This is a genomic window from Streptomyces sp. NPDC090798 (assembly GCF_044768965.1).
Taxonomy (GTDB): Bacteria; Actinomycetota; Actinomycetes; order Streptomycetales; family Streptomycetaceae; genus Streptomyces.
Genome location: NZ_JBIVXA010000016.1, coordinates 129,733 through 152,272 on the forward strand (window position 1 = coordinate 129,733; position 22,540 = coordinate 152,272).

Here is a 22,540-nt window from a genome sequence, read left to right on the forward strand (position 1 = left end):
CCGGTGGGCCGAGATTCTCGCCCACCGGCGTCCGCGTTTCCTCGCCCCCGCCGCCCCTACCCAACCCATCCCCGGGGCTGCGCCCCGGACCCCCGCCCACCGGGACTTCTACGACTGCGGCCGGGTGGGGGCTGGGCGCGCAGTTCCCCGCGCCCCTAAAAGCCTTCGGGCATCCGGCGTTCGGCGGCGCGGTCTGCGTCCCGGCCGGCCTCATACAGCCCGTCCGGCGATGGAGGGCGACGCCGTTGAGGCCGAAGCGGGGGCCACGGGGCGGCAGCCCCCTGTGGGGTGCGGGGGCGTAGCCCCGCAGGGGTGCGGGGGCGCAGCCCCGCAGGGGTGCAGGGGCGCAGCCCCGCAGGGGTGCAGGGGCGCAGCCCCGCAGGGGTGCAGGGGCGTAGCCCCGCAGGGGTGCAGCCCCGCAGCCCCGGTGGGGTGGAAGGGGCGGAGCCCCTGGGGATGGGTGGGGGCGGCGGGGGCGAGGATTCCTTCGGACGGCGCGACGCCGAGCCCGATGACGTGCGGACTCGGCGTCGTGGCGGGACGGTGCTACTTCGCGGAGCGACGCCGCTTCGCGTCGCCAGTCACCTTCCCGATCCACGTGAGGAAGTCACCCGGGTCGACGTTCGCGCCGTGGCCCTCGTCCCAGTAGTAGAGGTGATCGACGTCGTCGCCCAGGTTGTCCAGCGCCGCAGCGAGATTGGCGGAGACCGTCAGCGAGGTGTCGGAGTCCTTGGTGCCGAGGCGTATCCACCAGTGCCTCGACCGGCCGGGGTTCTCCTCCCCGATGTGGTGCATGGGGTTCATCAGGTCGAGCTTCTCGGGGATGTCGCTCGCGACCCGCTTGGTGCTGAGGCCGGTGGTGTCGTTCTTCGCGCCGTACGCCGTGAAGTGCCGCGCCTCGGTGGTGCCGACACCGAACTCGTTGTTCTCGCCCGCGGACAGGTCGAACGCGTCGAAGGCCGGTGTCGTCTTCTTCCGCGCGCCGACGTGGGTGAGGAAGCCGGCCCAGGTGAAGGTCGCCTTGTCGCCGGACCACGTGATGAACGTGTTCGCGGCCAGGTACGTCGCACGATCGGCCTCCGACAGCGCCGTCAGGTACTTCGTGGCGGACGGCTGGAGGTAGGTCTCCACCATGTAGTCGTCGTAGTTGCGGGCCGTGAGCGGGCCGAAGCCGTTCAGCCCCCGCAGCCTGAGAGAGGCCTGGTACTCCGCGAACTGGGCCCGCAGCGCCTTCGACACCGTCTGGTCGACGACCTTGCCGGTGCTCGCCGTGACGTTGGTGCCCCAGTTGAACTCGTACGCGCCGTCGGCGTGCTCGAGGTCGGTGATGGGGCACCAGGCGCCGACGGCGAAGATCGCGTCGGACGCGTCGGCGGCGCCGAGCTCCTCGAGATACCTGTCGTAGATCGGGCTGTCGCCGGACGCGCCGAGCAGCGAGGACAGGGCGCCACCCGCACTCGTACCGGTGGAGACGATCCGGTCGGTGTCGCCCGGGATGACGCCCTTGTTGGCGCGGACGTAGCGGACCGCGGCCTTCAGGTCGACGATGGCGGCCGGGGCGGTGCCGTAGTACGTGCCGGCGGAGTCGGTGAGGGTCCGGCCGCGCGCGCCCGGCTCCACGACGACGTAACCCGCCGCCAGGCCCAGCTTCCCGAGGTTGACCATCCCGCCCTGGGCGTTCACCATCGCGTTGCCGCCGGACTGCACCTCGCCCGTGCCGCCGCTGCTGGAGGCCGAGGGGCTGGGGGACGCGCTGGGGGACGTGCTGCCACCCGCGCCGCCCGTGGGCATGCCGCCGGTCATCTCGGCGCCGCCCACGCCGGTGGCGTCCGCCACGGACGACGGCATGTAGCCGCCCACCGAGTTGGCGAGGACGATCGGAGCGTTCGTCGCGTCCACGGCGCTGCCGTCGATCTTGACGGGGACACTGACGTTCAGGCTCTGGTACTTCGCGTCCACCGGACTGGCGACGTAGGTGATGGCCTTCCAGAAGTGGTACACCACCGTGTGGTCGGTGCCGTCGGCGTCCGTGATGGTCGTCGTCAGCTCGTTGTAGGCGTCCTTGTCGAAGACCAGGGAATCCGACGCACCCGAGGACTTCGAGCCCGTGCTCGACGCGTTCGCGCTCAAGGCGAAGCCACCGGCTACGGCGACTCCGGCGGTCGCTCCGATACCCATGACGACGGTCCTGCGCTTCACTGCCCTGTGCTTCACGGAAAGCCTTCTCCCTGTTCACGGCGGCCATACGGCGGCCGAAACGGCTGGTCAGGGGCGTCCGGGCCCTTCTTCGCGCCGGGCGCCGCCCCATTCGTCCGGTCCTTGCGAACGTAAATTGAGCCGCTCAATATTGTCAACAATTCTGTAAAACTCATCGCTGACACACAGCCCTTTCCGAGATGGCGATACCGCTCCGGCACCGCCCTGGCACCGCTCCCATACCGCTCCCACCGAATCCGGAGCATCATGACGAGGTTGTTGCCATGGGGCGGATGAGGTGAACGGTGGGCAAGCGAAGAGCCGGTATACGGGCCGGAGCGATCAGCTGTGTACTGCTGCTCGGGGGATGCGCCGGCGCCGGGAACACCGGTTCCGCGCGACACGAACCCGTGACCATCGCCAAGGCCCCCGCCCAACTCCCCGTCCCCCGCGGCAAGGGCAGCAGGGCCGCCGACGACTTCAACGGCGACGGCCATCGCGACCTGGTCCTCAACGACCTCGTCAAGGGCCCGGACGACGCCCACGGCGACGACGCGGGCATCGGGATCGTCTACGGAACCGGAACCGCACACGGACTCGCACCCGGCGCACGGCAGTTGCTGAACCCCGCACGCCAGGCGGCCCGTACGAAGGGCCAGTTGCCCGCCGTCTTCGACGCGGAGGCGAGCTGCGACCTGGACAGGGACGGCTTCACCGATCTCGTCGTGTCGACGGACCCGCCGTACGACGGCCAGGGCCGGCCCCCCGTCCCCCTCCAGATCCTCTTCGGCTCCCCGTCAGGCCTCACCGGCAGGGCGGTCGAGCTGGTCATCCCGGCGGCGGCCCGCGCCGGCGACGACTGGCCCGACCAGCCCGTGTGCGGCGACTTCGACGGCGACGGCGCCGAGGACCTGGTCGTGCACGCCTCGGACAGCCGACTCAGCTATCTGCGCGGCCCGTTCACCAGGAAGGGCGCCCCGCGCGCGGCGGGCAAGCCCCTCCCCTCACCCGGCACCGTGCCCACCGGCCCCGCCCTCGACGTGAACCGCGACGGCTACGACGACCTTCTCGTCCGTACGGCGGAAGGCCCCGGCACGTCCGCGCTCGTCCTCGGCGGCCCGGCCGGCCCCACCCGCACCGGCACCGCCCTGCCGAGCGGCATCGACGTCGCCCTCGGCCGCTTCGGCAGGGGCCGCGCCCTCGACGCGGCGGTCGGCTCGATGGACGGAACGTATCTGCGCTACGACCTGCCCACCGCCGTACGCGACAGCATCAGCACCCCCGGGTCGGTGCTGGACGCCGGGGACTTCGACGGGGACGGCGTGAGCGAACTCGTCTCCAGCGGAGCGGAGTTGCGGATCCTGCGAGGTCGTACGACCGGGCTGTCCGCGACGGGGATGGTGACCGTGCCGCCACCGGCCCGGGGCACCACCCGGGTCCTGACCGTCGCCGACTTCACGGGGGACGGGCGGGCGGACCTGGTCGTGCGGACGTACGACGGGGAGACGAAGGACACGGTCGCGGTGTACGCGGGCAGCAAGGAGGCGCTGGTGACGGCGGAGCCGACGGTCACGTTCTCCACGTCCGAGTTCCTGGGAACGGACTCCTGAACCACGAGTCACCTCACCAACCGCGGCACTCACCACAGGCGTTACGGGAATTGATCAAACTCACGTACAACCCTTGCCCCCCTTTCAAGGTCTTCTGTTCGCCGACCAGTCTCCGAACCCCGGGACAACTCCCGGTGAACGCGGGCGGTCCGCACCCCATTGACTGGGAATGCCCGCCAGGCATCCCCGCATGCCGCAGGAGACCCCCGCATGCACAAGCAGTACCCGCAGCACCGCACACACGCCCTCAGACTCGCCCTCGCGACGGCCACCGCGGCCGCGCTGACGGGCGGTCTGCTCACCTTCTCGGCCGCGACCGCGACGGCCGCGGACTCCACGAAGGTCCCGCAGGCCGACTTCAACGGCGACGGAATCGGCGACGTGGCCTTCTCGGCCCAGGGCGCCTATGTCAGCGGCCAGAAGGCCGCCGGCCAGCTCGTCGTCCTCTACGGCACCCACACCGGCGTGTCCGCCGCCAAGCGCTCCACGCTCAGCCAGAACACCGCCGGTGTCCCCGGCACCGCCGAGGCCGGGGACGCCTTCGGCGCGGAGACGGCGTACGCCGACTTCAACGGCGACGGTTACGACGACCTCGCCGTGTCCTCTCCGCACGAGAAGTTCGGCAACGACGCCGACGCCGGTGGCCTCGCGGTCCTCTGGGGCTCCCCGAGCGGCCTCACCGGCAAGGGCGTGGCCATCGCCGACCCGGCCGGCTCCTCGCACGACCTGTGGGGCAAGAACCTGGCCGCGGGCGACTTCGACGGCGACGGCAAGGCGGACCTGGCCGTCGGAAACACGTCGAGCACGATCTACGTCTACAAGGGCGGCATCACCTCCAGCGGCGCGGCCGGCCTCGCCCGGACCACGATCAAGCCCCCGATCCAGTCCGGCGGCAACGCCCGCGGCCCGATGAACCTCACCGCCGGTGACATCAACGGCGACGGCCGCACCGACCTGGTGGTCGACGGCTTCGAGACCAAGACCGACTACGGCTGGAACACGAACTACTACGTGCCCGGCACGGCGAACGGCCTGAGCGTCTCCGCCGCGAAGACCCTCAAGACCGGCATCATCACGGCCATCGGGGACATCAACGGCGACGGCTTCGGCGACATCGTCAGCGGCGCGCCCTGGGACAACACCAAGCTCAGCGACGGCACGACCCCGCCGGACTCCGCGTACGGCGGGAAGGTGAACATCACCTACGGCTCCGCGTCCGGCCCCGCCTCGACCGCCGGGATCAGCCAGAACACCGGAAGCGTGCCCGGCACCTCGGAGAAGAACGACAGCTTCGGCTACGAGCTGGACCTCGGCGACATCAACGGCGACGGCTACCAGGACCTCGTCGTCAGCACCGCCTACGAGGACCTCGACGGCCACGCGGACGCCGGCATGGTCACCGTCCTGTACGGCTCCGCGCACGGGGTCAACACCTCCTCCGGCGCGCAGGCCTTCGCCCAGAGCACGCCGGGCGTCCCCGGCAACGACGAGAAGGGCGACCTCTTCGGCCTGGACGTGAAGCTCGACGACGTGAGCGGCGACGGCAGGGCCGACCTCCTGGTGGGCTCCGACGAGAACGCCGGCGACGGCACGGTCACCTACCTGCCCTCCAACGGCTCCAAGATCACCACGACCGGCTCGCGCGCCATCTGGCCGGGCGACGCGGGCGTCTCGACGACGGGCACACCGTCGTTCGGCTCCAACTTCGCGGACTGATTCCAGCGGTCCTCCGGCCGGGCCCGTACCCGCGGGCCCGGCTTCCCCCCTCGCACGGAACCCGAGGGCTGTGCCCCCGTAAGGGACACCCGTACCCTGCCCTTAGGGGATGTCACAGCTCGGACCCAAACCCCCCTCCAACGGCCCGCACCCGGCACGCCACTGTGCGGGACCAGGTACGTTCGATTACGTGGCTGGATTCAGGATCGGACGCGGCCGGGACGACCGGGCCCCGCAAGCGCGACCGCAACAACACCGACCGTCGTACGGACAGCAGGCTCCGCAGGGAGGCCGGCAGCCGTACGGCTACCCGCCCGCGCCCTCGCAGCAGCAGCCGTACGGGGGTCAGCAGTACGGCGGACAGCAGGGCGGCGGCCAGCAGTACGGCGGCGGACAGCAGGGCGGGCAGCCGGGCTGGCCCCAGGCGAACGGCGGCGGCGCCGGCGGCCACGGCGAGCCGGAGTACTTCGGCGACGGTCACCCGCAGCAGGGCCCTGACCCGTACGCCGCGAACAGCCCCGGTCACACCCAGGCCTTCTCGGTCGGCGAGGACCCCTACACCCAGGGCGGGACCTACCGCGCCGGCCAGGCGGCGGCCCCGCCGGTCGGCCCCCGTCTGCACTGGAAGGACCTGCTGAGGGGCATCGTCACGGCCCCCAACCAGACCTTCCTGCAGATGCGCGACTACACGATGTGGGCCCCGGCCCTGATCGTGACGTTCCTCTACGGCCTGCTGGCCGTCTTCGGCTTCGACGGAGCCCGCCAGGACGCCATAAACGCCACCCTCTCCAACGCCGTCCCGATCGTCCTGACGACGGCCGTGGCGATCGTCATCAGCACGTTCATCCTGGGCGTGGTCACCCACACCCTGGCCCGCCAGCTCGGCGGCGACGGGGCCTGGCAGCCCACGGTCGGCCTCTCCATGCTGATCATGTCCATCACGGACGCCCCGCGCCTGATCGTCGCCATGTTCTTCGGCGGCAACGCGTCCTTCGTGCAGCTCCTCGGCTGGGCGACCTGGGTCGCGGCGGGCGCCCTGCTGACCCTCATGGTCAGCAAGTCCCACGACCTCCCGTGGCCGAAGGCTCTGGCCGCGTCGGCGATCCAGCTGATCGCGATCCTGTCGATCATCAAGCTGGGCACGTTCTAGCGAGGACGCGCGGTACGCCGCGTACGGTCGAGTACGCAGGAGAGGGCCCCCGGCACCGCACCACTGCCGGGGGCCTTTTCCATCCCTTGCCGGGGCCTTCTTCTCCGTGGGGCTCCGTGGGGCTCCGTGGGGCTCCGTTCGGCCTACCCCGAGTCGCCGTTCGGGGACGGGCAGCGGCTGGTCGGTGGATCGCGGTGCGGTATGACGGTGTGTCTGTAGGGCCGCGCAGGGCGAGTGTGGCTTGATCGTCGGGCGGTCCCAGCAGGGGCCTGAGCATCAACCGACGTCCGTGGCACGTCCTGAGTGCCGCGCTCTTTGTCGAGGAGTCCCCCATCGTGAGACCGACCCTGCACCATGCCGTTTTCCAACGACGTGGCGCCGGAGCCGCGGGTGAGCGGCTGCGGCACCCGGCCCGGCGTGCTGCCGTCCTGCTCGCCACGGTGGCGCTGCCGGCGGCCCTGGTGGTGCCCACGGCCACGCCCGCCGCTGCGGCGGTGCCCGTGACCGTCACCTTCAACGCGGGCGCCAACCAGCCCTTCACCGTCCCGGCCGGCGTCACCCAACTGACCGTCACCGCCACCGGCGCCGCGGGCCAGAACGGGTCCAACGGCGGCGCAGGCGGGAGCGGCGCCACCGTCACCGGCAACGTCACCGTGCCGCCGAGCACCACCACCCTCTATGTCAACGTCGGCACGGGCGGGGGCGCCGGCGGCGGAGTGGTGGGTTTCCCGGGCGGTGCCGGCGGCGGTTCCAGCGATGTCCGCACCTGCAGCTCGGCCGTCCCCGGCTGCACCCTGACCGGCGTCCCCGGCACCGACCCCCGCCTCATCGTCGCGGGCGGAGGAGGCGGCGGCGGAACCGGCGTCCCCGGAGGCCAGGTCCCGGAGGCCACCGGCGGAAACGCCGGAAACACCGGCGGAGCCGGCGGCGCGAGAACGAACAGTGGCCAGGGCGGCGGCGGCGGAACCCAGACAGCCGGCGGCGCGGGCGGAGCCGCATGCCCCTCCATCGGTACATCCGGCACTCCGGGCACAGGCGGTGCGGGCGGCAACGGCGGAGGCGGCTTCGGGGCCGGCGGAGGCGGGGGCGGCTGGTTCGGTGGAGGCGGCGGCGGAGGCTGCAACATCATCACGAGTGGCGCCTCTCCCAGTGGCGGTCCCGGTGGTGGCGGTGGTGCGTCGAACCTCGTCCCCACGGGTGGCACCTTCGGACCTTCCACGGGGCCGGCCAAGGTGACGATCACCTACGAGCCGGTCCCCCCCACCTGCGCGACCGCCACGCCGACCATCACCGGCACCAACGGCAACGACTTCCTGGTCGGCACTCCCGGCGACGATGTGATCTTCGCTCTCGCCGGCAACGACGTGGTCGACGGCCGCGGTGGCAACGACCTCATCTGCGGTGGCGACGGCAACGACTCGCTGTCCGGCGGTGACGGCAACGACCGCATCGAGGGTGGCAACGGCACCGACAGCCTGAGCGGCGGCAACGGTGACGACGCCCTCTTCGGCGGTCCCGGCAACGACGCCCTCTTCGGCGGCCCCGGTACCAACACCAATGACGGCGGCTCCGGTACCAACGCCTGTTTCAACCCCTCCACCGGACCCGGCTGCTTCTGACCCGCCCGACAGCGCGGACCCACGGACATCGGACAGCCGAACGGCCCCCGACCGATTCACCTGGTCAGGGGCCATTCGGCCTGGCGATGGGCGTGGGATTCGAACCCACGGTTACGGAACCGCAGGTCAGAGCGCTTCCTTGTTCGCCTTGGGTGCCTCTCCCGACTTGTGCACTGGGGGCAGAACACTCCAGGGGAAGTTGATCCAGTCGTCGGTCCGCTTCCACACGTACTCGCACTTCACCAGCGAGTGCGACTTCTCATAGATCACGGCACTGCGGACCTCGGCGACGGTGTCGACGCAGAAGTCGTGCACGAGCTTGAGCGTCTTGCCGGTGTCGGCGACGTCGTCGGTGATCAGGATCTTCTTGTCGGAGAAGTCGATGACGTTCGGGACGGGAGCGAGCATGACGGGCATTTCGAGCGTCGTACCCACACCGGTGTAGAACTCCACGTTGACCAGGTGAATGTTCTTGCAGTCGAGGGCGTACGCCAGTCCACCCGCGACGAAGACACCCCCGCGGGCGATGCTGAGCACTATGTCGGGCTGGTACCCGTCGTCGGCGATGGTCTGGGCGAGTTCACGGACCGCGACCCCGAACCGCTCGTAGGTGAGGTTCTCCCGCACGTCGGACACGCTCACGCCCTCGCCCTCCCCGCTCCCGCTCACACCTGGGTCCGATGGAAGTTGAGGAAGGACCGGGAGGCGGTCGGCCCGCGCTGGCCCTGGTAGCGGGAGCCGTACCGGTCGCTGCCGTACGGGAACTCGGCCGGCGAGCTCAGCCGGAACATGCACAGCTGCCCGATCTTCATGCCCGGCCAGAGCTTGATCGGAAGCGTCGCGAGATTGGACAGCTCCAGGGTCACGTGCCCGGAGAAGCCGGGGTCGATGAACCCGGCGGTGGAGTGCGTGACGAGCCCCAGCCGCCCGAGCGAACTCTTGCCCTCCAGCCGTGAGGCGAGATCCACGGGAAGCGAGATCACCTCGTACGTGCTGGCGAGCACGAACTCCCCGGGGTGCAGGATGAACGGCTCGTCCCCCTCGGGCTCGACGAGCCGGGTCAGATCGGCCTGCTCGACGGAGGGGTCGATGTGTGGGTAACGGTGATTCTCGAACACCCGGAAGTAGCGGTCGAGCCGCACGTCGATGCTCGAGGGCTGCACCATGGATTCGTCGTACGGGTCGATGCGCACCCGACCGGCGTCGATCTCGGCCCGGATGTCCTTGTCTGAGAGAAGCACGCCCCGAGGATACGCGGGGACTGTCAGCATTTCGCACAGTCCCCGCGCCCCAGGTCCTCCCGCTGGTCCTGCTGCTGGTCCTACCGCTTCTCGAGCATGACCGGAACAACGCTCCGGAGCCGCGCACACCGCGGACACCGGACCAATCGGCCGGGGCCGAGTCGCTCGGCCTGCTGCATCGGGAACGAAGCGGTGCTGAACACGTGCCCCTCGGCACAACGGACGACGGTGCGCTCCATCAAGTCCTCAGAGTCCCTTCCCCAAGAGCCGCGTCTGACTGACGACGAAAGCCACATTACGGGATCAAAGGGATGGCCCTCCAGGCGGCACTCCGGCCCCGCCCGGGCCCTCTTCCACCCCTCCACCGTACGCCCCAACTCCGGTCCCCCGCACCCGTGTCCACCCCCCGAAACGCGCACCGGCCCCACGGCGTCAGCGCCGGGGACCGCGCATGAGGTAGAGTGAGCGAGCATTCGACACCGGGTAACCGGCGTCTTACGCGGGTGTAGTTTAGTGGTAGAACATCAGCTTCCCAAGCTGAGAGTGCGAGTTCGATTCTCGTCACCCGCTCTTTTGAAGCCCCAGGTCATCGGCCTGGGGCTTATCCATTGGCGGGGACTTTTCGCCGGAGACCTTTCCCACCAACTTGCGGTTTCGCCATGTCAGCCCCATCAGCCACGCCTGTGAGCCCTCAGCTTGCCCGTCCCCTCTGAGGGCAGATGGCGTTCACGGACGCGGCAGCACTACCGATTGCGCAACTCCTGCCCAGCAGGCAGGACTTCGACGAGCAGGGTCCGCCACCCTCGCCTGACGCAAGCACGGTGGAAACCTCTCAGACGATGTCGTGGATGTTGTGCTCGGTCAGGTCGGATGCAAGCCGGGCAATGGCGCGGTGGTCGGCATCGTTGTGCAGGACAGCCAGTCCGTGATGGGCTGCGGTCGCGGCGATGACGAGGTCCACCGCCGAGGCACTGCGATGCTCTCCGACCCGGGCCATACGGTGCTGCACCGCGCCGATCCGGCGCCCTGCGTTCTTCGGCTCGGCCGCATCGGGGCAGAGGTCGGTGAACATCTCCGTGATAGGGAAGCGGTCAATGTCGCCCTGCACCGTCTGAGCGCCGGCACCGGTATGTGCGGCCGGAATGGCCAACGCATGACACATGACGGGCAGCGGCCTCGGCGATCGCTGGTGAGGGCCGGTGAAAGATCAGTGGGGGGCGGTGACGGTGACGGCTGCCCCGCACGCTACGGTGTCGTGTTCATGTCGCGCACCTATGGGGGGTTTGATGCGGCGAACCACGGCAGCCGCGAGTGTCGTCACCATGCTCGTGCCGCTTCTCCTGGCCGGCGCTTCCACGGCGTCGGCCGCAGCCAATGGCTCACTCACCGTCACGACGTTGGACCGGAGCGGCAAACCGGTCTACGCCCAGGTGGCGGTCTACAACACGAGGACGAACGACTTCCGCTACATCGACGGCAACAAGAAGACGTCGCTGCCCAACGGCAGTTACGAGCTCGCCACCTCCTTCACCGGCGGCAACGGCGAGGTCGGCATCGTCGGCGGCCACAGTGTGAAGGTCTCCGGGGCCACGACGACCACGTTCGACGCCCGGAAGGGCCGTCCGGTCAAGGTCTCGATCAGTCCCGCCCCGGACAGCGGATACGACCGCACGGTCAGCGCGGCCGTCTGCGCGACCGACAACAGCCCGGCGACCATGAGCATGTCGGCCGCGCCGGGCGACCTGTACGTCATCCCGAACAGCAGCAAGGCGTACGAGCTGGCCTACGGCACCACGTACGAACCGCGGTCGACGACCGGCGGCGACTTCTGGCTGGCCTCCGCCACGCACAGCGGCGGCGTGCCGTCCGGGGTGTCCGCGACACTCAGGAAGTCGGGGCTGACCACCCTCAAGGTGTACGCGCGTTCCGGTCCCGACAGCGGACAGGCGCGGTTCTCGTTCAACGGCGAGCCGACGGGCGGCTCCGACTGCTCGTCGTCCATGGACATCCTCGACGTCCAGCGCGACCTGCCCAACTCCTTCAGCGTCCACGTCCCGGCCGGCCAGTGGACAGTGAGCCAGCAGGGCAACGACTTCATCTACGGCGGGTCCCACAAGTACGCGGCCGGCAAGACCGCCACGCTGGCCCTCGGCCACGCGGTCTGGGGGCCCGGCGGGCAGTTGCCGTACACCTGGTACCACCAGCTGTACTTCGGGAACGACAACCCGTTCGCCGACCCCGTGCTCACGGCGGGCGGGGTCCTGGCCTCCGGCACCGTGACGCTGGCGCACGCGGGCAAGACGCTCTACTCGCACAAGTACAGCCCCTCGCAGGAGATCGGCGCGCAGCCGCGGATCCCGGGGTCGGGCTGGTACACGATCACCGAAACCGGTCACCGCGACCATCTGCCGGCCGGCTCTCTGTCGACCTCCTCCAGCCTCTCCCTGCACTTCTACGCCGACGCCGGCAAGAACCAGCAGATCCGTGCCTACATCACCCGGTTCTCGCCCGAGGCACTGAACTCCAGGAACCAGGCGGCTGCCGGGTCGACCACGACCGTCGACCTGGGCATGCAACGCAACGGCACGGGCGACAGCACGATCGGCCGGCTGTCGGACAGCGTGAAGTCCGTACGTGCCTGGTACACCACCGACAACGGTTCCACCTGGCACGCCATCACCGCGAAGCTGTCCGGCGGCAAGTGGACCACCGCCGTCCACAACCCGGCCTCCGGCCGCGTCGGCCTGCGCTCGACCGTCACCGACACCCACGGCGACAGTTCGACGACCACGGTGTACAACGCGTACGCCGTGGGCTGAGGACTGAGGGCCGACCGTGCCGTCGCGACGGCACGGTCGGTGGGGTCGACACCAAGGGAGGCCAACACGCGGAGGGCCATGTTGCCCGCCCTCCTGGGCGGCCTGCCGGCGCTGACCCTGGCGGCACCGTCGGCCGCGACACCGCCGCCGGTCCTGGCGCCGGCGGCGAACACGGCGGCGCGGACGACCCCACCTGCCCCAGTCACCACGGAGCCGGACACCCGCCCCCTGTGCGCGAGCGAGCCCGCCCGGCGAGGTGTCCTGCTTCGCACTCGCCCATAACGACGTACGGCAGGCCAAGGGCCTGCAACCCCTCGCGGCCCCGGCGGGACTGAGCCCCGCCGGCCTCCAGAGCGCCTACGACCTGCCCTCCGGCACAGCCGGGTCCGGCGCCACGCCGGCCCTCGTCGACGCCTACGACGCCCCGAACGCCGAGGCCGATCCGGCCGTCTACCGCAGCCAGTTCGGCCTGCCGCCCTGCACCACCGACAACGGCTGCTTCCCCAGGACCGACCCCGGCGTCTTCCGATCCGCCGAGGAACAGGCTCCGGTGCCTGTGCGTCCGGTGCCGCGCGGGCGCGGGAGTGGTCTGCCCGCCTCCGCGTCGGCACTGGTGGAGAGCGGTCGGAGCGAGCGGAGTGAAGCAAAAACCCGTCCGCTGACACGAACCGCGACCCCGCGGTGAACACTCTCCTGGGCGGGATCCGGCATATGCCCTCGCAACGGCGCACACAGGCGCCATGTCAACGCGCAGCGGGCCGAGCACGATGAGGGCGCGCGGACACCGTGTCCCTCGCCCCCCACTGCACTGTGCCCTTCGCGTGCCCATAAGAGTGGACAACCTCGGTCGACACACGAGCGATACGACGGCACGGTTCCTGCAAGGACACTGCATCCGCGCAGCTCAGAGCCACAGAGCTCGCCCAGGCGCCATCGCTTCCCAAGCTGAGAGTGCGAGTTCGATTCTCGTCACCCGCTCCATGATCGAGGCCCAGGTCCGAGACCTGGGCCTTGTTTGTTGTCCAGTCCATGGGTGGCACACCACGACCGCATCATGGGACGGCTTTCTTCGGCGGACGGCCTGCCCGAGGAGCGTGCGAGTAGCGGGACCGCTCGGGCTCGAGGGCGGCAACCTCTCTCACCTGGCGCGCAGGCCTCGGTCGGCGAAGGCGATCAGCCACTCGAAGCTCTCGTCGATGTCGGCGCTCCACTGGAAGCCGTTGTCCGCCTGCAACGTCGCGAAACCGTGGCAGAGGCTGCGGAGCGTGCGCAGGGCGTGGTCCACGTCGGACTCCGGGATCTCGTAGCCGCGTAGGACCGCCATGAACGCGCCGAGCAGCCGCTGACCCGCGGTGGCGATCGGATCGTCCGGGCCGGACGGTTCCGCGCCGATCGTCGCGGCGTACCGGCCGGGGTGTTCCAGGACGAGACGCGGAAGGCTCGGGCCGCGGCCGCCAGGGCGTCACGGCCCGCGTACCCCTGGACCGCGCCTCCGACGGCGTCGGCGGCCTCGTTCAACGCCAGGGCCGCGATGCGTCGGTTGAGGTCTTCCTGGCCGCCCACGTGTTTGTACGGGGCGCTGCGGCCCATGCCCTGCAGGGCCTTCATCCGGCCCGGCTCGCGCAGCAGGGCGTCGATGCGGCCGAGCCGCTCGGTCCAGTCGGCCGGGCGCACGCCGGGGTAGGCGACGTCGAGGTACGAACGCCAGACCGGCACGCTGCCGAACACGCCCGCGCCGAGCAGTCGCAGCATGCCCCGCCGGAAGCGCTTGACCCGCAGGTCGCCGAGGCGGATCGACTGCTTGCGGGTGAACGGCGCCAGCTCGACGACCGCGGTGATCAGCGAGGGCTCCTGTGCCGCGGCGCCAAACCTGTCAATGAGCGGTCAGGTCACTGCGCAGGCCGTCGCGCGAGTGCGCCCGCCGGTCGGCGAGCAGACCTCGGATCACCGCGAGCAGGCGCGGGGGACAGAAGCCCTCGATGACGGACTGGTTCTGCGCGTCGGCAGGTGTCAACGTGCCGTCCGGCGCTGCCCTCTCATCGCGTCATCGCGTCATCGCGTCATCGCGTCATCGCGCTGGTCAGCGCGGTCCGTGCCAGATCGCGTAGCCAGATGTGTGCGGGGTCGGTGTCATAGCGCTGATGCCATGACAGGTACACCGGGGCCGGCGGGAGGTCGAGTGGGAGCGGGAGCAGGACCAGGCCGAGATCCGCGGCGGCCGAACGCGCCGTGGATTCGGGGGCTGTGACGAGGAGGTCGGAGCCTCGCACGAAGTCGAACGCGGCTCTTTCGGTGGGCGCGGTCGCCACCACACGTCGGGTGAGGTCCAGCCGCGCGAGAGCGTCGTCGAGAATGTTGCCGAGCCTTCCGCGCCGCGAGACGGTGATGTGCTCGGCCGCGGCGTACCGCGCGGCGGTGACGTCCTGGACACGGGTGAGCGGGTGTCCCCGCCGTACGACGATGACGTGCTGGGTCTCGGCCACCCGGTCGGCGCGGATCTCGGGTGCGGTCGGGCGGTCCGCGTTCGCGGCGAGGTCGACCTCGCCGCGGCGCAACTCGGGTGTGTCGATGCTCGATTCCGCGATGAATCGCAGCCGCACACCCGGCGCCTGCTCACGCACGGCATCGAGAAGCGCGGGGCCGCTGAGGGCGACGAGTGCGTCGTGCCAGCGGAGGGTGAAGGTGCGCTCGAGCGTCGCGAGGTCGAGTTCACGGCTCGGCGCCAGCACGCCGCGGACCTGCTGGAGCAGGTCGTGCACCTGTTCCCGGACGGCGATCGCGTACGGCGTCGGGGTCATCGTGCGCCCTGTGCGCACCAGGATCTGATCCCCCGTCGTACGGCGGATCCGGCCGAGGCTGCGGCTCATCGCGGGGGCGGTGACGTGCAGGCGGTCGGCGGCGCCGGCCACGCTGCCTTCTTCCAGGAGAGCGTCGAGCGCGGCGAGCAGATTCAGATCCAATTGCATAGGACTCATCCTAGCCGTGCTTTACATGCACTTGAAGTTAACGATGGTCGCTCCTACCTTCGAGATGCGGGCGCAGAAGAACCGGTTCTCGCCCGGTTGGCCTCGCCTCAATCGCCCTTGCTCAGACGGGAGTACCGCCATGCCCGAGTCGATTCAGAACACCGGTAGTACCGCAGCCGCCGGCTCCGCGGCCACCTCCGACGCCGACCTGCTCGCACAGACCGCGATCGCCGTACGCGCTGCGGGCTCGGCGCTGCGGGAGCGCTTCGGTGACGTGGTCCGCTACCAGAGCCGCGAAGAGCTGATGCGCGCGCTCGCCGCCAACGACGACACGGCTCTCGGCATCCTGCGCCCCCGCCTCACAGCCCTGCGCCCGGACGCCCGCTGGGTGGAGGACGAGCTGGCGGGCGGTGCTCTGCCGTCCGGCGAATGGTGGGTCGTGGACCCGGCTGAAGGCAACGTCAACCACCTGCATGCCCTGCCGGAGTGGGCGGTGACCGCCACCCTTGTGCGCGAGAACCAGCCGGTGCTCACCGCGGTCCACCTGCCGTTGACCGGCGAGACCTACACCGCGCTCACCGGCGCCGGCGCCCACCTCGACGATCGGCCGCTGCACGTGTCCCGGACCACGGACCTCGGCCTGGGCATCGTGGCCACGAGCCAGGCAAGGCCGGACGAGGACGAGAAGGTCGTACGGCGCGTCGGCTCCTCGATCACCGAGATGCTCCTCGACGCGCTCGTGGTGCGGACATCCGTGCCCGCCACCCTGCACCTGCTGAACGTGGCCGCAGGCCGGATCGACGCCTTTTGGCAGTTCGCCGGGGCCCGCGCGGACCTGCTTCCCGGGGCGCTGCTCGTCGCGGAGGCCGGCGGACGGATCTCCGACGCCGAGGGCCGCCCCTGGACCCCGGAAAGCGAGAGCTTCCTGGCCGCGGCATCCGGCGTGCACGCCGATGCGGTCGCCACGCTCTCCCGCTGACCCCTCACCCCTGACCACTCGCGAGAACCAGAAAGACCAGGAGGACCGGTTCAGCATGAGCAACATCACCGTTCTCGGCGGCGGCCGCGTCGGCGGCGGTCTGGCCACCGCCCTCACCCGGGCCGGGCACGAGGTGACCGTGGCGGACCGCTCGCCGGGCGCTGCCGCCGATGCCGTCCGCACAGCGCAGATCGTCATCAACGCCACGCCGGGCGCGGGCTCTCTGGAGCGGCTCGTCGCACTGCGCACGGAGCTGCGGGGCAAGATCCTCGTGGACGTCTCCAACGCCACCGTGGACGGACCGGACGGACTGCCCGCCGACCTGCTCTACCCCGGCTCAAGCCTCGCGGAGCAACTCCAGGAGGCGCTCCCCGAGACGCGCGTCGTCAAGACGCTCAACACGATGCTTCACTCGGTGATGATCGCGCCCGCCACGCTCACCCAGACGCCGACCGCGTTCCTCTCCGGCAAGGACCCGGAGGCCAAGCAGATCGTCCGCGGGCTTCTCGTGGACCTGGGCTGGCACCAGGAGTGGATCACGGACCTGGGCGGGATCGAGACCGCGCGGGCTGCCGAGGCCGCGATCCTGTTCGTACCGCACGTGATCAGGTCCAGCGGATTCGCACCGTTCGCGATCTCGATCGCCCGCTGATCCGCACACGGAAAGGCCAGGGCCCCTGCACCGCGAACGTCACCACATCGCCCTACGTGACAAGCGCGAATTCAAGGCCATCGCCGAGGACGGCGGTGATGGCCGACGCGGTCGAGACGGGTTCGTCCCGGCCTTGCCGGCTTCCGCGAGGGGCTCCCGCCGGCACCAAACGAGCGGCGTGCCCATAGCGTGCCCATAAGACCGGTAAACCACGGTCGACAGCGGTGCGATCCGCGCGCCCGGATGCCATACCAGCGCGCGTATGACCAGGTCAGAAGCCATTCGGCTCCCCAAGCGCCGTCGCTTCCCAAGCTGAGAGTGCGAGTTCGATTCTCGTCACCCGCTCCATGAAGAACCCAGAAACCCCAGGTCAGCGACCTGGGGTTTGTGTTTTACCGGGTCCCCGGTGGACCAGCATGATCAGCAGGGGATCCCCGTCAGGAGGCCTCAGCCCGCTGTTCCTCCGCAAGTCTGAATGTCGTTGTGTGCGCAGCGGAGGTGATGCCGGCCGAAGTCTCTTTCAGCTGCTGGGGCTTCGGTGCCGGAAGCCCGTCACGGCGGCAACACGTCACGGACCTCGGCCTTCGGCGGCGCACGTCCCGGCCCCGAAGGCGCGCGAGAACCGTCTGCGCGCCGCGGCGGAACCAGGACGATGACGGAAGTACCTGTGCCGTACGCAGAGTGCACGGCGTCTGCCCCACGCAGGCGGGTTCAGTGCGTCGGTGCCCGTTCCTGACGTTTCTTCATCTCATTTGACCCGCTATTGCACAGCTGTGACAGCGAGCGCACAGCTCTGTCACCCCTTGTTGGAAGACTTTTCTCATCGCAGCGTCATTCACATCCCTGGGGGAACCTCGATGTCCGCTCGTAACCGTCGGACCACCGCAGCCGTCACCACCGCAGGTGCCGCCGCACTGCTCACCCTGTGCGGCACGGCCGCAACCGCGTCCGCCCACACGGTCACCGTGCCCAGGGGGCTCACCATCAGCGACGGCACCCGCCACGTCGTGATCAACGGTAAGTCGATCGACTTCGGCACGACCGTCCGCGACCTGGCCTGGAACCCCACCGGCAGCAAGGCCGCCTTCGTCGACGGGCACGGCGACCTCGTCGTCTCCAACCCCGACGGCAGCCACCGCGTCACCGTCGCCGCCAACCCGGGCGGGCAGACCTGGTCCCACCCCACCTGGCAGGTGACCGCCGCCGACCGGACGAACCAGATCCCCGCGAAGAACAACCTCATCTTCTCGGCCAAGATCCACGGCAGCACAGTCCTGGAGGGCGTCAAGGCCACCAGCAACCACGGCAAGCCGACCAAGATCAGCCTGAACGGCGAGCCGGGAGACGGCAACGTCCCTCAGACCAACAACACCTGGCCGAATGTCGGCGGCAGCTACGGCTCGGCCGTCTACGAGAACACCCACACCGGCGAGGTCTACATCCGTGACGACTACCTGCGCCAGCAGGGCGGCGCGCTGACCAAGGGTTCCGAGCCCGCCCTCTCCCCCGACAACGAGGAGGTCGTCTTCGTCCGCTCCGTCCACGGGCACGACCACCTCTTCGTCGAGGACTTCGGCGGCTCCACCAACGTCGTCAAGGACGTCACCCCCAACGCCACCACCGACTACACCGAACCCACCTGGTCGCCCAACGGCAAGACCATCGCCTTCCGTGCCCCCACCGGTACGTACACCATCACGAAGACCGCCCACGGCTTCGGCAAGCCCGTCAAGGTCTCCAAGCACACCGGCCTGCCCGCCTACCGCGGCTGACCGCCACCCAACCGGCCGCCGGAGCGGGCGAGTTCAGCCTGGAGTTCGGGCAGGTGCTGGTCGGCCGTGTCATGCGGCAGGTACTCGACCACATCGAGAAATCGGAACAGAACCTGGGTCTTGGTGACGGCGAACTCGTAGTCGCCGTACCCCACCACGGCACCCATATCGCCGCGAACAGCGCCCCGGACGACATGCGCGGTCATGTCGTCCGGGCTTTGTGCCGTCAGCCCCCGCCGCGCGTTGGGGCGCGCCAGATACGGGCAGACCATCGAGGCGTAGAGCATGCACGCGCGGTGCCCCGGCGCCTCCAGCGTCGCCGCCATGTTGCGGTACGGCCGCCCGGCAGCAAGCGCCTCGCCGATCGCGGAACTCTCGGCGGCGCCCACCACCCGCCACACCGGACCCTTGGGGATCAGGGTGTTGCAGACGGAACACAGCCGCTGTCGTGCGCACTCGGCGCTGCGCCCGTAGTCGGTGAGCGCGAACTGCGGCTCGTCGCCCTCCCACGGGGTGATGGCGGGTACGGGATAGCCACGGCTGTCACGAGGTCTGGCCTCGACGGTCGCCGGCATGGGAACGGAATCGAATCGCACACCCCATGGTGAACCAGATGGCCTCGCCACCGCGACGGTTGTCGGGCATGTACGAGCCCTGTGTCCACCTCGCACCGGATGAGGGACCCGTCGGTACCGGTGCTGTCGGCGACGTACGACGAGCTCCAGCGAGGTCTACCAGGGGATCGGCCATGTCAACATCGTTCGCGGACATGCTTCTGCCGCTGATTGTCCTGGTGGGTGTGCTCTGGATTGCTTGTGCTGTTCTCGGCCTCCACGCCTGCTCCTTGGACGCATGCCGGGCAGATGGCTACAGCGCCATGTTCGGCAGCCAAGACTCTGGGGAGCGGGTGCCCTGCTCGTTGCGGGCGGCGGGTTTGAGCATCCGTCGTTCCTCGTGATCGGAATCGGCCTCATCGCCTTGGCGCACGTCGTGAAGGCAACCTCTTGATCAACCGTTAGCGGCAGTGGTGCGGGTGACGACCGAGGGGGCCTTCTTGGTCGGTCCTGTCTTGGTTGTGCTGCGTGTGGTGTGCGTCGGCGCGCCTGAAGTGCGCGCCATGAACGCGGAGTTGAACGGGTCCGGTCACCGTGTCCGGCGAGGCGCCGCGTTCTCAGGGGCACAGGGACACCGGTGCGTGGTAGGCGCGGCTCCGTTTCCGGGGCGGCAGGCCCTACTCTGATCCCCGTGAGGCAGGCAGGCGCTCTGATCCCCGTGAGGCAGGCAGGCGCTGGGAAGGATGATCGGCGATGACGCCCCTGAGCACCGGGGACCCGGAGTCCATAGGCGGGTACACCCTTCTCGGTCGGCTCGGGGCGGGCGGCATGGGAGTCGTCTATCTGGGAGTCTCCGCCTCGGGACGGCAGGTCGCGGTCAAGCTCGTGCGCGGGCCGTACGCCCAGGAGGAGGAGTTCCGGACGCGCTTCCGGCAGGAGATCGGGGCAGCGCGCAGAGTGAGCGGCGCCTTCACCGCGCCTGTCGTGGACGCCGACCCCGACGCCGACCAGCCGTGGATGGCGACACTCTACGTGCCGGGACTCAGCCTTGCCGAAGTCGTGAAGAGGGACGGCCCGCTGAGCCAGCGGGAACTGCGCGCGCTGGGGCTGGGGCTCACCGAGGCGCTGCGCGACATCCAGCGGGCGGGCCTGGTGCACCGGGACCTCAAACCGGGCAACGTCCTGATGACCGAGGACGGGCCGCGCGTCATCGACTTCGGCATATCGCGGGCTTCTGACCACCAGAGCCTCACCACGACCGGGCGGATGATCGGCACTCCGCCCTTCATGTCACCGGAGCAACTGGCCTCTCCCCGGGACGTCACCCCGGCCTCGGACGTGTTCTCGCTGGGGTCGCTGCTGGTGTTCGCGGCCGTCGGCACGGGACCGTTCGACGCCGACAGCCCGTATATAACCGGCTATCAGGTGGTGTTCGGGACCCCGGACCTCGGCGGCGTGCCCGAAGCGCTCCTGGGCATCGTCGAGCGCTGCCTGGACAAGGACCCGGCCGCACGGCCGGAACTGACGGACATCCACCGCATGCTCCAGGCGCTGCCGGAATCCGACGCCACCGGGTCCCCGAAGACCGGACAGTCCGCGAAACCCCGGCGCCACCCCACTTCTCGGAGCGCGGCCACCGCCTCCGCGGGCGCCGCGACCGGCATCGGTACCGGCAAGCGACGCCGAGCCCGGACGCTGCTCACCGGCCTCGGTGCGGTGCTGGCCGTCACGGGGCTGTGTATCGGGGTGGGTGTCCTCGTATCCAATTCGGACACCGCCACGGCCACCGCCCATGCCGCGTCACTGCCCGACGGCTGGCGGCCGTGGCAGACGAAGCTGCGGTACGACGTGAAGGGTGTCCCTCTCGACTACGACAGCCCCGGATGCGTGGCAGAGGGAAACGCCCTGTTCTGCGGCGGTACGGGTTTCACGGCGGCCAGGATCGACGCTGCCTCGGGCCGCACCCTGTGGCGGACCGGTACCCGCCCTCAGGGGGCGCAGCCGATCGGCGTTCGCGACGGGCTGGTCTATGTGTACGAGGATCCGGACGACAGGACCAGGCGCGTGGTGGCCCTCGACGCCACTACCGGGCACCGGCGGTGGCAACGCGACATCAACAAGTCCGAGGCCGCGGTCCTGTACGACGGCGGGCTGCTGACCCTGTCCCCCGACTACGCGTCGTTCGTGGCCTACGGGCCTTCCGGCAAGGAACTGTGGCGGGCGCCCTCGCTGGACGAGTACTGCACTCCGTCGGCACTGGGAGGCGTCCCCTACGCCCTGTGCTCGGAGGGCAACGAGCCCGGCCGGGCCCCGGTCAAGCTGATGAAGCTCGGACCCGGCAGCCTGACCGAAACGGCCACACTGCCCAGGAAGGCGGAAGCGCTCGGCGCTGTCGGCGGGCAGCCCCTGTTCCTCGCCCCCCAGACCGCGAAGGACGTGTACGAAGCCGGGTACGAACGGCCCTACAATGCGCTGCTGCGGGTGGCCTCGGAAACCGGGCAGGTCAGACGGATACCGCTGGCACATCCGCTGACCGGCGCGGCCACCCTTGTGGACGGCGTCGTCTACTTCGTCCGGTCCGACGGGTCGGTCACCGCGGTGTCGGCGGACAGCGGCAGACAACTCTGGCAGAAGATGACGGACATGGAGAGTCTGTCCGCGCCCGCGGTGTCGGCGACGTACAAGCGGGTCTATTTCTCCAACCGCTTCGGCCGTCTGCTGGCACTGGACAGCCGCACCGGAGCGGTGGTTCGGCGCACCTCCGCGCTGGACGACCCCGGGGACAAAGTGCAGAGCTACCCGCCGCGAGTGCTGCTCGTCAAGGACGCGATCGTGGCGACGGCCGGCGACACGGCCTTCTCCCGGAGCCCTGACGGGCCCACCTGACCGGCCGAGGCCATCACCGCGCACCGTGCGGATCACCCCTCAGACCGCCTGCGCTGCCCTGTTCCGTCCCCGGCGTCGCACTGCCGTCGACGCGGAGAAGGCGGCCGGCTACGGCGAGTCCGGTCACCGCATTCAGGTCCGCGGGCACCAGGCGCGGTACCTCGGGGCCGCCGTACCGCCGTACCGCCGGTGGACGATCGCACGCATCTCACGTTCCCGGCAGGACCAGGGGCTGGTCGGCACCCCGGCCGGCCGCGGTCAGCGCCGCGATCACCCCCGCCGCCGGCTGAGTGACGTACTTGGCCCGGACGGCGGGTCCGGGTTCCTGGTGTGGCCCTTCCCAGGCTGGGGAGGATGCGACGCCGGCCGCCGGCACCGCG

At 70.1% G+C, this 22,540-nt stretch carries 17 protein-coding genes, 1 tRNA gene and 2 pseudogenes; 11 read left to right on the forward strand and 9 right to left on the reverse strand.

All coding sequences use genetic code 11. The annotated features are described in order from the left end of the window. Nucleotides 1-546: 546 nt before the first annotated feature. On the reverse strand, nt 547-2,178 hold the full coding sequence (locus tag ACIQTP_RS30920) for a subtype B tannase (RefSeq protein ID WP_403406124.1): 1,632 nt from the start codon (nt 2,176-2,178) through the stop codon (nt 547-549). Nucleotides 2,179-2,501: 323 nt separating this feature from the next. Between ACIQTP_RS30920 and ACIQTP_RS30925 the strand changes: the two genes are divergently transcribed. From ACIQTP_RS30925 to ACIQTP_RS30940, 4 genes are all read left to right on the forward strand, one after another. Beyond that, the gene (locus ACIQTP_RS30925) at nt 2,502-3,806 is read left to right on the forward strand and encodes an FG-GAP repeat domain-containing protein (RefSeq protein ID WP_403405891.1); all 1,305 of its coding nucleotides are present in this window, start codon (nt 2,502-2,504) and stop codon (nt 3,804-3,806) included. Nucleotides 3,807-4,016: 210 nt separating this feature from the next. After that, nucleotides 4,017-5,522: an FG-GAP and VCBS repeat-containing protein gene (locus ACIQTP_RS30930; RefSeq protein WP_403405894.1), complete on the forward strand. Its 1,506-nt coding sequence runs from the start codon at nt 4,017-4,019 to the stop codon at nt 5,520-5,522. Between the two features lie 109 nt (nt 5,523-5,631). Beyond that, a complete protein-coding gene (locus ACIQTP_RS30935; protein WP_403405896.1) occupies nt 5,632-6,672 on the forward strand; it encodes a Yip1 family protein in 1,041 nt (346 codons plus the stop codon). Nucleotides 6,673-7,007: 335 nt separating this feature from the next. After that, nucleotides 7,008-8,291, forward strand: a complete 1,284-nt coding sequence (locus ACIQTP_RS30940; RefSeq protein ID WP_403405899.1) for a calcium-binding protein — start codon at nt 7,008-7,010, stop codon at nt 8,289-8,291. Nucleotides 8,292-8,417: 126 nt separating this feature from the next. Here ACIQTP_RS30940 and ACIQTP_RS30945 read toward each other — a convergent pair whose 3' ends face one another. Both ACIQTP_RS30945 and dcd read right to left on the reverse strand, forming a co-directional pair. After that, entirely contained in the window at nt 8,418-8,927 is a 510-nt protein-coding gene (locus tag ACIQTP_RS30945) for a phosphoribosyltransferase (protein WP_403406127.1), read from the reverse strand. A 29-nt stretch (nt 8,928-8,956) separates the two neighbouring features. Next, complete coding sequence (gene dcd / locus ACIQTP_RS30950; RefSeq protein WP_054231394.1) at nt 8,957-9,532, reverse strand: dCTP deaminase; 576 nt, start codon at nt 9,530-9,532, stop codon at nt 8,957-8,959. A 499-nt stretch (nt 9,533-10,031) separates the two neighbouring features. Between dcd and ACIQTP_RS30955 the strand changes: the two genes are divergently transcribed. After that, nucleotides 10,032-10,102 (forward strand) — tRNA-Gly (locus tag ACIQTP_RS30955). A 262-nt stretch (nt 10,103-10,364) separates the two neighbouring features. On the opposite strand, the gene ACIQTP_RS30960 is transcribed toward ACIQTP_RS30955, so the two are convergent. Beyond that, nucleotides 10,365-10,640: a PIN domain-containing protein gene (locus tag ACIQTP_RS30960; RefSeq protein WP_403406130.1), complete on the reverse strand. Its 276-nt coding sequence runs from the start codon at nt 10,638-10,640 to the stop codon at nt 10,365-10,367. A gap of 178 nt (nt 10,641-10,818) precedes the next feature. On the opposite strand from ACIQTP_RS30960, the gene ACIQTP_RS30965 reads away from it, so the two are divergent. Then, the gene (locus tag ACIQTP_RS30965) at nt 10,819-12,351 is read left to right on the forward strand and encodes a hypothetical protein (RefSeq protein ID WP_403405903.1); all 1,533 of its coding nucleotides are present in this window, start codon (nt 10,819-10,821) and stop codon (nt 12,349-12,351) included. A 256-nt stretch (nt 12,352-12,607) separates the two neighbouring features. After that, nucleotides 12,608-13,036: a hypothetical protein gene (locus ACIQTP_RS30970; RefSeq protein WP_403405906.1), complete on the forward strand. Its 429-nt coding sequence runs from the start codon at nt 12,608-12,610 to the stop codon at nt 13,034-13,036. A 453-nt stretch (nt 13,037-13,489) separates the two neighbouring features. On the opposite strand, the pseudogene ACIQTP_RS30975 reads toward ACIQTP_RS30970, so the two are convergent. From ACIQTP_RS30975 to ACIQTP_RS30990, 4 genes and pseudogenes are all read right to left on the reverse strand, one after another. Beyond that, a pseudogene (locus ACIQTP_RS30975) lies at nt 13,490-13,926 on the reverse strand (TetR-like C-terminal domain-containing protein); the annotation flags it as partial. Continuing rightward, a pseudogene (locus tag ACIQTP_RS30980) lies at nt 13,924-14,214 on the reverse strand (alpha/beta hydrolase); the annotation flags it as partial. The pseudogenes ACIQTP_RS30980 and ACIQTP_RS30975, both read right to left, overlap by 3 nt. A 10-nt stretch (nt 14,215-14,224) precedes the next feature. After that, a complete protein-coding gene (locus tag ACIQTP_RS30985) occupies nt 14,225-14,365 on the reverse strand; it encodes a hypothetical protein (protein WP_403405909.1) in 141 nt (46 codons plus the stop codon). A gap of 46 nt (nt 14,366-14,411) precedes the next feature. Continuing rightward, nucleotides 14,412-15,317 (reverse strand): LysR family transcriptional regulator, encoded by a 906-nt coding sequence (locus tag ACIQTP_RS30990; protein WP_403405912.1) that lies wholly within the window; start codon nt 15,315-15,317, stop codon nt 14,412-14,414. Nucleotides 15,318-15,456: 139 nt separating this feature from the next. Between ACIQTP_RS30990 and ACIQTP_RS30995 the strand changes: the two genes are divergently transcribed. The 3 genes from ACIQTP_RS30995 (at nt 15,457) to ACIQTP_RS31005 (ending at nt 18,720) form a co-directional block, all read left to right on the forward strand. Continuing rightward, complete coding sequence (locus tag ACIQTP_RS30995; protein WP_403405915.1) at nt 15,457-16,296, forward strand: inositol monophosphatase family protein; 840 nt, start codon at nt 15,457-15,459, stop codon at nt 16,294-16,296. A gap of 55 nt (nt 16,297-16,351) precedes the next feature. Then, nucleotides 16,352-16,948 carry an NADPH-dependent F420 reductase gene (locus ACIQTP_RS31000; RefSeq protein WP_403405918.1) on the forward strand — a complete coding sequence of 199 codons (597 nt, stop codon included), beginning with the start codon at nt 16,352-16,354 and terminating at the stop codon, nt 16,946-16,948. Between the two features lie 857 nt (nt 16,949-17,805). Continuing rightward, nucleotides 17,806-18,720: a TolB family protein gene (locus tag ACIQTP_RS31005; protein WP_403405920.1), complete on the forward strand. Its 915-nt coding sequence runs from the start codon at nt 17,806-17,808 to the stop codon at nt 18,718-18,720. On the opposite strand, the gene ACIQTP_RS31010 is transcribed toward ACIQTP_RS31005, so the two are convergent. Next, nucleotides 18,708-19,295 carry a hypothetical protein gene (locus tag ACIQTP_RS31010; RefSeq protein ID WP_403405923.1) on the reverse strand — a complete coding sequence of 196 codons (588 nt, stop codon included), beginning with the start codon at nt 19,293-19,295 and terminating at the stop codon, nt 18,708-18,710. The genes ACIQTP_RS31005 and ACIQTP_RS31010 overlap by 13 nt on opposite strands. Before the next feature lie 732 nt (nt 19,296-20,027). Between ACIQTP_RS31010 and ACIQTP_RS31015 the strand changes: the two genes are divergently transcribed. After that, a complete protein-coding gene (locus ACIQTP_RS31015; protein ID WP_403405926.1) occupies nt 20,028-22,160 on the forward strand; it encodes a PQQ-binding-like beta-propeller repeat protein in 2,133 nt (710 codons plus the stop codon). Nucleotides 22,161-22,540: the final 380 nt, after the last annotated feature.

What these genes read in the sequence shown, in the direction of transcription:
- ACIQTP_RS30920 (WP_403406124.1), bottom strand. Translation starts at nt 2,178, where the DNA reads ATGGGTATCGGAGCGACCGCCGGAGTCGCCGTAGCCGGTGGCTTCGCC.
- ACIQTP_RS30930 (WP_403405894.1), top strand. Translation starts at nt 4,017, where the DNA reads ATGCACAAGCAGTACCCGCAGCACCGCACACACGCCCTCAGACTCGCC.
- ACIQTP_RS30935 (WP_403405896.1), top strand. Translation starts at nt 5,632, where the DNA reads ATGTCACAGCTCGGACCCAAACCCCCCTCCAACGGCCCGCACCCGGCA.
- ACIQTP_RS30965 (WP_403405903.1), top strand. Translation starts at nt 10,819, where the DNA reads ATGCGGCGAACCACGGCAGCCGCGAGTGTCGTCACCATGCTCGTGCCG.
- ACIQTP_RS30990 (WP_403405912.1), bottom strand. Translation starts at nt 15,317, where the DNA reads ATGCAATTGGATCTGAATCTGCTCGCCGCGCTCGACGCTCTCCTGGAA.
- ACIQTP_RS30995 (WP_403405915.1), top strand. Translation starts at nt 15,457, where the DNA reads ATGCCCGAGTCGATTCAGAACACCGGTAGTACCGCAGCCGCCGGCTCC.
- ACIQTP_RS31000 (WP_403405918.1), top strand. Translation starts at nt 16,352, where the DNA reads ATGAGCAACATCACCGTTCTCGGCGGCGGCCGCGTCGGCGGCGGTCTG.
- ACIQTP_RS31005 (WP_403405920.1), top strand. Translation starts at nt 17,806, where the DNA reads ATGTCCGCTCGTAACCGTCGGACCACCGCAGCCGTCACCACCGCAGGT.
- ACIQTP_RS31010 (WP_403405923.1), bottom strand. Translation starts at nt 19,295, where the DNA reads ATGCCGGCGACCGTCGAGGCCAGACCTCGTGACAGCCGTGGCTATCCC.
- ACIQTP_RS31015 (WP_403405926.1), top strand. Translation starts at nt 20,028, where the DNA reads ATGACGCCCCTGAGCACCGGGGACCCGGAGTCCATAGGCGGGTACACC.